8 protein-coding genes are annotated in these 11,758 nt (G+C 76.4%); 5 read left to right on the top strand and 3 right to left on the bottom strand.

The annotated features are described in order from the left end of the window. Positions 1-83 precede the first annotated feature (83 nt). The 4 genes from HLV61_RS04410 (at position 84) to HLV61_RS04425 (ending at position 7,069) form a co-directional block, all read left to right on the top strand. Positions 84-1,700, top strand: coding sequence for an FAD-dependent monooxygenase (locus HLV61_RS04410; RefSeq protein ID WP_369253174.1), 1,617 nt, complete (start codon positions 84-86; stop codon positions 1,698-1,700). A gap of 124 nt (positions 1,701-1,824) precedes the next feature. Further along, the gene (gene lysS, locus HLV61_RS04415) at positions 1,825-5,226 is read left to right on the top strand and encodes a lysine--tRNA ligase (protein WP_369253175.1); all 3,402 of its coding nucleotides are present in this window, start codon (positions 1,825-1,827) and stop codon (positions 5,224-5,226) included. After that, entirely contained in the window at positions 5,223-5,669 is a 447-nt protein-coding gene (locus HLV61_RS04420) for a hypothetical protein (RefSeq protein WP_369253176.1), read from the top strand. Before lysS ends, HLV61_RS04420 begins: the two co-directional genes overlap by 4 nt. Then, the gene (locus HLV61_RS04425; protein ID WP_369253177.1) at positions 5,666-7,069 is read left to right on the top strand and encodes an amino acid permease; all 1,404 of its coding nucleotides are present in this window, start codon (positions 5,666-5,668) and stop codon (positions 7,067-7,069) included. The genes HLV61_RS04420 and HLV61_RS04425 overlap by 4 nt, the downstream gene beginning before the upstream one ends. 3 nt (positions 7,070-7,072) lie before the next feature. Here the strand turns inward: HLV61_RS04425 and HLV61_RS04430 are convergent, their stop codons facing one another. Further along, complete coding sequence (locus tag HLV61_RS04430) at positions 7,073-7,939, bottom strand: DMT family transporter (RefSeq protein ID WP_369253178.1); 867 nt, start codon at positions 7,937-7,939, stop codon at positions 7,073-7,075. Positions 7,940-7,958: 19 nt separating this feature from the next. Continuing rightward, the gene (locus HLV61_RS04435; protein WP_369253179.1) at positions 7,959-9,161 is read right to left on the bottom strand and encodes a cation:proton antiporter; all 1,203 of its coding nucleotides are present in this window, start codon (positions 9,159-9,161) and stop codon (positions 7,959-7,961) included. Between the two features lie 139 nt (positions 9,162-9,300). Between HLV61_RS04435 and HLV61_RS04440 the strand changes: the two genes are divergently transcribed. Then, a complete protein-coding gene (locus HLV61_RS04440) occupies positions 9,301-10,035 on the top strand; it encodes a hypothetical protein (RefSeq protein WP_369253180.1) in 735 nt (244 codons plus the stop codon). A 12-nt stretch (positions 10,036-10,047) separates the two neighbouring features. Here the strand turns inward: HLV61_RS04440 and HLV61_RS04445 are convergent, their stop codons facing one another. After that, entirely contained in the window at positions 10,048-11,646 is a 1,599-nt protein-coding gene (locus HLV61_RS04445) for an FAD-binding oxidoreductase (RefSeq protein WP_369253181.1), read from the bottom strand. Between the last annotated feature and the right edge of the window lie 112 nt (positions 11,647-11,758).

The following is an 11,758-nucleotide window of genomic DNA, read 5'->3' on the forward strand; positions in this document are numbered from 1 at the left end:
GGTGGACGTGCTCTCGACGCCCGGCACCCACCACTGCCGGCGCCCGGGCAGCGGTCCGAACGCCACCGGAACGAGGAGTCCACATGGACGACGTGCTCGTCGTGGGAGCCGGCCCCGTCGGCCTCGTCGCGGCCTGCGAGCTGGCTCGCCAGGGCGTCCGCGCCCGGATCGTCGATCCGCTCGAGCGCCCGACGGACCAGTCCCGCGCCGTGCTGCTGCACGCCCGGAGCCAGGAGCTGCTCGCCGCGCTGGGAGCGCTCGACCGGGTCGAGGCGGCCTCGCGCCGGATCACCGGGTTCGAGGTGCGCGCCGGGGGGCGGGCGCTCGCGCGGATGCGGCTGGACGACCTGCCCACCCGCTACCCGTGGGCCCTCGACGTGCCGCAGTCGGACACCGAGGCCGCCCTCGGCGCGCGCGCCGCGGAGCTGGGGGTCACGGTCGAGCGCGGGACCGGGATGGCCGCGCTCACCCAGGACGCCGACGGCGTGGAGGTCACGCTGCGCAGCGCGACGGCCGAGGAGCGCGTCCGGGTCGGGTGGGTCGTCGCCGCCGACGGCGCGCACAGCCCGACCCGCAAGGCCGTCGGCACCGCGCTGTCGGGCAGCTTCTCCGGTCAGCACTTCGTCTTCGCGGACGTGGACGCCGAGACGGACCTCTCGCCGGACACCGTGCGCATGTTCGCCCACCCCGAGGGCATCTCGGCCGTCTTCCCGCTGCCCGGCGACCGGGTGCGCCTGCTGTTCCTGGTCGACCGGCCCGGGACCGGGGAGACCCCCACCCCCGAGCTCGTGCAGTCCCGGGCCGACCGGCGGATGGAGGGCCGGGTCGCGGTGCGCCGGTCGCGGTGGCTGACGTACTTCGAGGTCCACCACGGGCAGGTCCCCCGGTACCGCCACGGCCGCGTCCTGCTCGCCGGCGACGCGGCGCACATCCACAGCCCGGCCGGCGGGCAGGGCATGAACACCGGCATCCAGGACGCCGCGAACCTCGCCTGGAAGCTGGCCCTCGTGGCCCGAGGCCGGGCCCGCGCCGACCTCCTCGACTCCTACGACGCCGAACGCCGTCCCGTCGGTGCGGCGGTGATCCGCGGGACCACCGCACTGACCACCATGGGGACCCTGACCGGCGCGCGGGCGGTCGTGCGGAACACCGCCCTGCACGTCGCGGCATCCGCGCGGCCGCTGACCGACGCCGCGGCCGCCCGGCTGGCGGAGCTGACCGTCGCCTACCCCGACAGCCCGATCGTCGGCTCCCGGGGACGGAGAGCCCCCTCCACGGCCCGGCCGGGCACGCACGCACCGGACCCCGCCGGGCTGGTCACCACCGGCGGGGCCCCGGTCCGGATCGGCGACCTGCTGCGGCGCCCCGGGCACCTGCTGCTCGCCCGCACCGACGACCGCGCCGTCCTCGAGGCACTCCGGAGCGCGCTGGGCGACCTGGGCACCGTCGTCCCCGTCGTCCCCGACGCGGCGAGGGCGGGCGCCGACGAGGGCGCCGTCGTCGATCCCGGCGACGTCGTGGGCCGCGCGTACGGCACCGGGGACGACGGCCTCGTCCTCGTCCGCCCCGACGGCTACGTCGGCTTCACCTGCACCCCCGCGGACCCCGCGGCGCTGGCGGAGCACCTGCGCGACGTCGTCGGCATCCGTGGACCCGGCGCGCCCGCCCCGGGCGCGGAGGTGTCCTCCTCCCCGGCGTGAGCCCAGGGGCCCCCGGCCGGGGCGCCCGGGCCGCGCCGTCGCTGCGCCCGCGTTGGAGTCTCGTTGGAGACGGCGGCGGCACAGTCCGGGTCGCGACACCCCGCACCCACCAGGGAGGACACCGATGGCCCCGCCCGCGCGACCGCACCACCCCGGCGAGGCGCCGTCCGGCGGGACCGGCACCGCGGCCGACCAGCGCGCCCACCGGCTGCGGAAGCTGCGGGCCCTGCACGACCGGAGGGCGCTCCCCTACCGCTACCCCACCGACGCCACCGCCGCCGGCCTGCACACCCGGTACGCCGGGCTGGCGCCGGACTCGCGGACGACCGACCGCGTGCACGTGGCCGGCCGGCTGGAGCTGGTCCGCCGGCAGGGCCACCTGACCTTCGCCACGCTGCGCGACCGCACCGGCACCGTCCAGCTGTTCGTGGACAGCTCGGTGCTCGGCGCCGACCGGCACGCCGAGTTCGACGACGTCGACCGCGGGGACTGGCTCGGCGCCGAGGGCACGGTGGTCACCACCCGGCGCGGCGAGCTGTCGGTGTGCGTCGAGGACTTCGCCGTCCTCGGCAAGGCCCTGCTCCCGCCGCCGGACCCGCACCGGGGTCTCCCCGACGTCGAGACCCGCTACCGGCAGCGCTACACCGACCTGGAGGTCAACGAACGCACCCGCGAGGTCTTCCGGATCCGGCACACCGCCGTGCGCGCGATCCGCCGGCACCTGGAGGACCGCGGCTTCACCGAGGTCGAGGGGCCGGTGCTGCAGAGCATCCAGGGCGGGGCCAGCGCCCGGCCGTTCGTCACCCACCACAACGCGCTCGACCTGGACCTCTACCTGCGGATCGCCCTCGAGCTGCACCTCAAGCGGCTGATCGTCGGCGGGATGGAGCGGGTGTTCGAGATCGGCCGGGTCTTCCGCAACGAGGGCATCGACACCCGCCACAACCCCGAGTTCACGATGCTCGAGGCCTACCAGGCCTTCGCCGACTACACCGACATGATGGACCTGGTCGAGGGCCTGGTCACCGCCGCCGCCCGGGCCGCGCTGGGCGAGGACCTCACCGTCCACTACGGCGGGCACGCCATCGACCTCGGCGCGACGCCGTGGCCCCGCCGGCGCTTCGCCGACGTGATCGCCGAGGTCACCGGCGCCGAGATGCACCCGGCGATGCCCGTCGAGGAGGCCCGCGCCGTGCTCGACCGGCTCGGCCTCCCGTACGAGGCCGGCTGGGGTGCCGGCCGGCTGATGAAGGAGGTCTACGACGAGCGCGTGCAGCACTCGATCGTCGGCCCGGTGTTCTGCGTCGACTACCCGCGCGAGGTCTCCCCGCTGGCCCGCACCCACCGCGACGACCCCGCCTACGTCGAGCGCTTCGAACTGATCGTCGCCGGCTTCGAGCTGTGCAACGCCTACTCCGAGCAGAACGACGCCGTGGAGCAGCTGGCCGCCTTCCAGGCGGAGGCGCGCGCCAAGGAACACGGGGACCCCGAGGCCGGCGACGTCGACCTGGACTACGTGCGGGCGCTCGAGCGCGGCATGCCCTGCACCGGGGGCCTGGGCATCGGCATCGACCGCCTGGTGATGCTGCTGGCCAGCGTGGACTCCATCCGCGAGGTCATCCTCTTCCCGACCCTGCGGCCGGAGTCCGGGCCGCCGCCCGGCGGCGGGCCCGGTGGCGCCCCGCGCCCGCTCGTGCCGCCCACCCCCGTGCCGGCGACGGCGACCGGCGCCTCGGTGGTCGCCCTCCCCGACCTCGCCCCCTCGGCGCACCCGATCCCCGCGCCGCCGCCGCGGGCGGGGTCCCGCTCCACCACCGTCCGGCTGCTCGCGGGGCTCACCGCGCTGTGCGGCGTCCTGCAGCTCGCCGTCCGGCTCCCGGTCGTGCACGACCGGCTCGGGAGCGGAGCGGTCGACGTCGACCCGCTGGGGGTCCCCGTCGCCGCATCGGTGACCTCGGTCGTGGCGGGGCTGCTGCTCCTCCTGCTCGCCTCGCAGCTCGCCCGGCGCAAGCAGCGCGCCTGGCAGCTGGCCGTCGTGCTGTTCGCGGTCGGGGCGGTCGCGCACGCGGTCAAGGGGCCGCACCCGGTGGCCGTCGCCCTCTGCGTGGCGATGCTCGTCGCGCTGGGCTGCGCCCGGTCGGCCTTCCGCGCGCCCGGCGACCCGCCGTCGCTGCTGCGGCTGCTGCACGTCCTGCCGCTGTACCTGGGCGGCGTCCTGCTGTTCGGCCTGACGACGCTGTGGGCCGAGCGCTCGCGCGTCGAGCCGGGCCCGACCCCGGGCGGCGCGCTGCGGACGGTGCTCGGCGGGCTGGTCGGCCTCGACGGGCCCTACACCTACCGGTCGGAGTTCCTGAGCCGGTTCCTCCCCGCCGCGCTGCTCGCCCTCGGGATCGCCGGGCTCGTCGTCGGAGGCGTCCTGCTGCTGCGGCCGCTGGCCGCCCGCCGGCCGCACACCGAGGACGACTGGGAGCACGCCTCCCGCCTGGTGCACACCTACGGCTGGGACACGCTGGCCTACTTCTCGCTGCGCGACGACAAGAGCTTCTTCTTCTCCAGCGACGGCGAGGCCTTCGTGGCCTACACCTACCTGAACGGCTACGCGCTGGTGTCCGGGGACCCCGTCGGGGCCCGCGAGTCGGTGGTGCGGGTCGTGGACGAGTTCCTCGCCCTGTGCGACGAGCGCGCCTGGACGCCGGCGCTGCTCGCGGTCCGCGAGGCCAGCATGCCGCTCTACGCCTCGCGCGGGTTCACGTCGGTCTACCTCGGCGACGAGGCGGTCATCGACTGCCGGAAGCCGCTGCTCGACGGGCCGGCGCACAAGGGGCTGCGGGCCGCCGTGCGGCGGGTGGGCCGCACCCACCGGTTCCGGCTGGTCGCCGAGACCGACGCGCCGCCGGCGCTGGTCGACCAGCTCAACGCGATCAGCGCGCGCTGGCGGGGCAAGGCCCCCGAGCGCGGGTTCACGATGACGCTGTCGCAGGACGTGCGCGGCGCGGGCGCGGACCCGCAGTTCCTCCTCTGCGTGGCGCTCGACGAGCGCGGCGTGCCCGGCGGCTTCCTGCGGCTGGTGCCCGCGTACGGCCCGTCCTTCGGCTACACGCTGGACCTGATGCGGCACGACCCGGACGCCCCGAACGGGATGACCGAGTTCCTCATCGCCGAGACCGCCGCCGCCCTCGGCGCCCGCGGCGTGGCGCGGCTGTCGATGAACTTCGCCATGTGGGGCCGGCTGTTCGCCGACGACGTCGAGTTCACCCCGGCCCAGCGCGCGGCCCGCTGGGCCGTCGGCGTGCTCAACCCGTTCTTCCAGATCCGTTCGCTGCGGGACTTCAACGAGCGGTTCGACCCCGAGTGGCTGCCCCGCGTCCTCGCCGTCCGGCGGCGCGCGGACCTCCCGCGGGTGGGGCTGCGCTACGCCGGCGCGGAGGGCTTCCTCGCCGTCCCGGGGCTGGGGTCGCTGCTGGTGCCCCGGGCCGTGGGTGGTGTGCCGGCGCCCGCGGACCCGTCGGGACGGGCGGCGGCGTGAGGCGGGCGGGCACGGTCCTCGGGACGGGCGTCGTGCTCGCCGCGCTGCTGGCCGCGCTCGCCGTCGTCCAGTGGGCCGGCCGGGAGCGGGCGCCGTTCGGCCCCGGCTCCCTCGACGCGGTCCAGCGCGCGGTGACGGCGGCCGGCCTGCGGATCTGCGGGACCGCCGACGTCGCGCGCGACCTGCCCGGCGGCAGCCTCGGCGGCCACGCCCACACGGTGGCCGTGTCCTGCCCGGGCGACGCGGCCACCGTCGTCGTCGACCGCTTCGCCTCGGCCGGGGACCGGGACGCCGCGGCCCGGCGGTTCGAGGCGCGGACCCGCCCGCGCGGCAGCGGGGAGGTGCTCACCCTGGACGACGCGACCGTGCTGCTGCAGGGCCCGGGGGGCGAGGAGCCGCGACGGCGGCTGCGCGCGGCGCTGGCCGGCGAGGGCGCCCGGTGACGCGGCCGGCGCGCACCGCCCGGCTGGGCGTCCTGGCGCTGGCGATGATCAACGTCGCGTCGATCGTCAGCGCGCGGAACCTGCCGGTCATGGCCGAGTACGGCTGGTCGATGCTGCTGCTGTTCGCGCTGTCGATCCTGGTCTTCCTCGTGCCGGTCTCGATGGCCGCGGCCGAGCTCGGCACCGCCTTCCCCCACGACGGCGGCGTCTACGCCTGGGTGAAGGAGGCCTTCGGCGGGCGCACCGGCTTCCTCGCGGTGTGGTGCGACTACGCCGAGAACGTCGCCTGGTTCCCCACCGTGCTGTCGTTCATCGCCGCCTCCTCGGCGTACGCCGTCGACCCGTCGCTGGCCGACGACAAGACCTACCTCGTCGTCGTCATGCTCGTGGTCTTCTGGGGCACCACGGCCGCGGCGCTGCGGGGCGCGCGCACCTCCGCGGTCATCGGCGCCGTGGGGACCGTCGCCGGCTCGCTGCTGCCGGCACTGCTCGTCGTCGTCCTCGGGGCGGCCTTCCTCCTGCGGGGCGACGCCTCGCAGATCCCCTTCTCGGCCGGCGCGCTGGTGCCCGACGTCTCGCTGGGCGACCTGGCGTTCCTCGGCGGCATCATCCTGCTGTTCACCGGCATGGAGATGGCCGGCTTCCACGCGCGCGAGACCCGCGACCCCGGCCGCACCGTCCCGCGGGCGATCGCGCTGGCCGTCGCGGTCACGGTCACCTTCTCGGTCCTCGGCTCGCTGTTCATGGCCTTCGTGCTGCCGCGGCACGAGATCAGCCTGGTGTCCGGGACCATGGAGCTGTTCGCCGGCGTGCTCGACCGGTTCTCGATCGGCTGGCTGCTGCCGCCCCTGGCGGTCCTCGTGGTCCTCGGCGGCGTCGCCCACCTCACGCCGTGGGTGCTGGGACCGGCGAAGGGCGTCGCGGTCGTCGCCCGCGAGGGGCTCGCGCCGGGGCGGTTCGGGCGGACCAACCGCAACGACGTCCCGGTGGCGCTGCTGGTGGTGCAGGGCCTCGCGGGCACCGTGTTCGTGCTGCTGTTCGTCGTCGTGCCGAGCGTCAGCACCTCGTACTGGATGCTCTCGGCCGTCACCGCGCAGGTGATCGTGGCGATGTACGCGCTGGTGTTCGCCAGCGTCATCCGGCTGCGGCACACCCGTCCCGACGTGCCCCGGCCCTACCGGATCCCCGGCGGCCTGCCCGGCGTGTGGCTGGTCGGCGGCGTCGGGCTGCTGGGCTGCCTGGCCTCCTTCCTGCTCGGGTTCGTGCCGCCGAGCCAGCTGGCCACCGGCGATCCCGTGGTCTACGTGGCCCTGCTCGCGCTGGCGACCGGGGTGCTGTCCCTGCCGCCGTTCGTCTTCGCGCTGCTGGCCCGCCGCCGCGCCGGCGCACCGGTGGGCTGAGCCCTACGGCGCCGCTCCCGCGGCCGCGGCGGACCGGGCCAGCGCGACCGTGGCCGCGACCATGGCGGCGACCAGCACGGCGACGAGGGCCCACTCCGCCCCGCCCGCCCGCAGCCGCTCACCGAGCACGGTGATGCCGAGCGCCGCGCCGACCACCGGCTCCCCGACCGTGGCCGCGGGGAGCGAGGCGCCGAGCGGACCGGCCTGGAACGCGGCCTGCTGGACCAGCGTCCCGCCGAGGAGGGCCGCGGCCAGCAGCCAGGTGCTCCACGAGGTGAGCACCGCGGCCACGCCGTCGCCGAGCAGGTCCACCACGCCCTTGGTGAGGGCGGCGGCCAGGCCGTAGGCCAACCCGGTGACGAGGGCCAGCAGGACCGCGCGGGGCGTCCCCCGCCGCAGCGCCGCACCGAGCAGGCACGCTCCGGCGGCCGCGCCGAGGACCGCCCACGCCGGCAGCCAGTCGCGCCAGGCGGCCGCGTCGGCCCCGGCGGTGGGCTCGCCCGTGACGACGAACGCCGCCAGCGCCACGACGAGCACCGCGGCCCATCCCCAGTCGGCCCGGCCCAGCCGCCGTCCGGCCCACCGGGCGCCCAGCGGCAGCGCGAAGAGCACGGTCGTGACCAGCAGCGGCTGCACCAGCAGCAGCGACCCCAGGCCGAGGGCGGCCGCCTGTGCCACGTAGCCCCCGGTGTCGGCGAGCGTCCCGGCCCACCACCGGGGCGACCGGGCCAGGGCCGCGACCAGGCGCAGGCTGCCGCCCGGTCCCTCCGCAACCGCCGCCGCCGTGCGCTGCTGGACCGCCGACGCCAGGGCGAACAGCGCCGCGGCGAGCACCGCCAGCCCGGCGGCGGCAGCAGCGGCCGCCGTCACGGCCGGGGTCGCGGCGCGCTCATCCGGTGCCCGCCGGGCCGCCGGCGGCCGTGACGGGCGCCGCCGCGGCCGGCCGCCGGTCCAGGACGACGACCAGCGCGGGGAACAGCAGCACGGTGAGCACGCCCGCCCCGACCAGCGCGGCGGCGTTCTCGGGCAGCATCGTGCCGCTGCGCAGGCCGATCTCGGCGAGCGCCACCAGCACGGGCAGCGCCGTCGCGCTCACCAGCGCGGTCTGCACCCGCTGCCGCGCCGGGAGCACGCGTCGGTAGACCAGCAGCGCCGGGCCGCCGCGGACGGCGAGCATCAGCGCGAAGAACAGCAGCAGCCGCAGCGGCGCCTCCGCGATCGAGGCGAGGTCCAGGGCCATGCCCGAGGAGACGAAGAAGACCGGGACGAAGAAGCCGTACCCCACCGCGTCGAGCTTGGCCTCCAGCTGGGGTGCGGCCCTGCCGACCCACTGCCGCAGCACGACGCCGGCGAGGAAGGCGCCGAGCACCGCGTCGAGGTGGAACTGGTCGGTGAGGGCGATGAGCGCGATCAGCAGCAGCACCGTGGCGCGCAGGGTGATCTGCGCGGTGTCGTCCTGCCCCGCGGCGACGACGGTGGCCAGCCGGCCGCCCTCCCGGACCCCGCGGCGCAGCAGGCCGAGCACGACGGCGAGGACGGCGACCGCGGCCAGGGAGGCGAGAGCGGCGAGCCGGCCCTGGCTGCCCAGGAACACCGCGATGGCGAGGACGGGGAACAGCTCGCCGACCCCGCCGGTGGCCAGCAGGTACCGCCCGAGCCGGCCGCCGAGGAGCCCCTTCTCGCGCAGCACGGGCAGCAGCGTCCCCAGCGCGGTGGTGGTCAGCCCGAGCGCCACCGGCAGGAACGCCCGCACCACGCCCGTGGCGGCCAGGACCCCCACCACCCCGAGCCCCAGCCCGAGCGAGACGAACCAGGCCAGCAGCGCCCGCCGGCCGGCGTCCTCGCGGAACAGGCGGAGGTCGAGCTCGTAGCCGGCCAGCAGGAAGACGAAGCCGAGCCCGACGTCGGCGAGCACCCGCACGTCCTGCGCCGCCCCGACGTCGAGGGCGTGCGGGCCGAGCAGCATGCCGCCGGCGAGCAGCAGCACCACCTGGGGCACCGGCAGGCGCGGGAACAGCCCGACGACGACGGCCGCGACCAGCGAGACGGCAGCGACGGCGGCCAGCGTGTCGATCGACACGACGTCGTCCACGCGGGTCCTCCCCTCCGCCGGAGCGCGTACCGATCCTCGCGGGTCCCGGAGCCCAGCGGAAGGCACGCGCACACGGTCCCCACGGCGGCGACCACGACGGCACGATCGCCGGAGTTGCCCGACGCGGCGAGGAGGCGGCGTGGACCTGGACCCGGAACTGCTGCCGGTGCTCAGCGGCCGCCGCGAGCTGGTCGCCTGGCTGGTCCTCGGCTTCCTGGTGGCCTTCCTGGCCACCAGGTTCGTCACCCACGCCATCCGGACCGGCCGCGGACCGTTCCGGGACGCGAGCGTCGGCGGGGTGCACGTGCACCACGAGGTCTACGGCATCTTCCTGCTCCTGGGCACCGGCACGGCCGAGTTCGCCTGGCGTCCGGACGGCGCGGGTGGCGCCCTGCTCGCCGTGCTGTTCGGGACCGGCGCGGCCCTGACCCTCGACGAGTTCGCGCTGTGGCTGCACCTGGAGGACGTGTACTGGTCGCGCGAGGGCCGCAGCTCGGTGGACGCGGTGCTGATCGCGCTGGTGGTCGGGCTGATGCTGCTGATCGGCGCGAACCCGTTCGACGCAGACGCGACACGGGGCGAGGGCTTCCTCGCGCTGACGCTGCTGGTGCACGTCGCCGCCGCACTCGTCGCCGTCCTCAAGGGCCGGGTGGTGCTCGGCGTCGTGGGCGTGTTCGTGCCGTTCGTGGCCCTCGTCGCCGCGCTGCGGCTGGCCCGGCCGGGGTCGCCGTGGGCGCGGCGGCGCTATCCCGAGGGCAGCGCGCGCCGCGCCCGTTCCCTGCGCCGGTTCCCGCCGGGCCGCCGCAACCGCTGGGACGCGCTGGTCGACCTGTTCGCCGCCGTCCCGCGCCCCGCGCCCACCGCCGCCCGGTGACGGTGCACGCGGTCAGCGACCCGGCGGGCGCACCGACTGGGCGTGGGAGAACTGGTCGGTGGGGTCCCACCGGCCCTTGACCTCCTGCAGGCGGGGGTAGTTCGGCCCGAAGTACAGGGTCGGCCAGTCCCGCAGGTCGACGTCGGGGTAGTTGACGTAGCAGCCGTCCGTGACGTCGTCGCGCGCCGGCTCGCCGCCGGTGTCGGCGTACACCGAGGCGTAGCAGCGGCGGATCCAGCCGAGGTGCAGCTCGTCCTCGGCCGGGTCGGTCCAGTAGGTCTGGTACTGCAGCTTCATGATCGACGACCGCTGCGACACCGCCGTGTCGCCGCTCGCGACGGCGTTGACCCGGCCGCCGTAGGTGTCCACCTGCACCAGCGCCTGCGGGTTGCGATAGGCCCGGTCGGTCAGCGCGGCGTACAGGGCCGCCACGTGCCGGTCGGGGAACGGCCGGCGCATGTAGGCCGACTTGTACTTGCCCCGCTGGTTGGGACCCGAGCCGTTGAGCGTCTGGGTCGCCTGCAGCCACGGCATGGTGCGCCGCGTGGTCGTGGGCAGCGCGGCCGTGGGCATGCCGACGTCGAGCGCGGCGAGGAACGAGTCGAGCAGCGCGGGGTCCTCACCGGAGGCCTGGGTCAGCAGCGTGACCGTGCCGGCGGAGACGTGGGAGAGCTTGAGCAGCCCGAACAGCCGGCGGCCGGGGCTGTCGGGCGCGCTGTTGGCGGCCAGCCAGCCGCCGTAGTTGCGCAGCAGGGTGGCGAAGGACGCCGCGTCCAGGGCACTCCACTGCCACGTGGTGGTCGCCAGCTGGACGGTCGGCGGCGGTGCCGGCAGGTCGCGGAAGGTGTACGCGACGATGACGCCGAAGGTGCCGCCCCCGCCGCCGGTGTGCGCCCAGAACAGGTCCCCGGTCCGCGGGTCGCCGCGGCGTGCGGTGACCAGCCGCACCGACCGGTCGGCGTCGACGACCACCACGTCGACGGCGGACAGGTGGTCGACGGTCAGGCCGTGCTCGCGGGACATCAGCCCGTAGCCCCCGCCTACGACGTGCCCGCCCAGCCCCACCGAGTAGCAGGAGCCCGCGGGCAGCGTCACGCCGTGGCTCTTGTACAGCAGCTCGTAGACGTCCCAGTTCGTGCACCCGCTCTCCAGCCGGATGCCGCCGTCGGGGGTCCGGGTGACCGCCCGCATCCCCGAGACGTCGAGGACCACCCCGCCGGGGTTGTCGGTCACGAAGCCCTCGTAGCAGTGGCCGCCGGCGCGCACGGTGATCCGCCGGCCGGCGGCGACCGCGGCGCGGACGGCCTGCAGGCACTGGTCCTCGGTGGTCACCACGACCACCGCCGCGGGCGTGCCGGTGAACCGCTGGTTGAACCCCGTCACCAGCGCGGGGTACCGCGGGTCACCGGGACGGACCTCGGCCGCGGGGACCGGGCTGCCCGTCCCGGACGGCGGCCCGGCGGCGGCGGGCGGTGCCGGAGCGGTGACCGTCGCGACCGCGACGCCGGCGGCCGCCGTCCCGGACCCGACGAGGAACCCGCGCCGGGACAGCCGCCCGCGCCGTCCGCCGTGTCCCCCGGTGTCCCCACTGGTCTCTCGCACGCTCGTCACGGGCTCCCCCTGGACTCGGGCCCCACGGTGGGGCGCATCGGTCGGGGAACCCTGCGGCCGGTCGCTCCAAATGCACTCCAACGAGGGAACGGCGCGGAGCCGCAACCCCCTA

The organism is Geodermatophilus amargosae (assembly GCF_041028265.1).
Lineage (GTDB): Bacteria > Actinomycetota > Actinomycetes > Mycobacteriales > Geodermatophilaceae > Geodermatophilus > Geodermatophilus amargosae_A.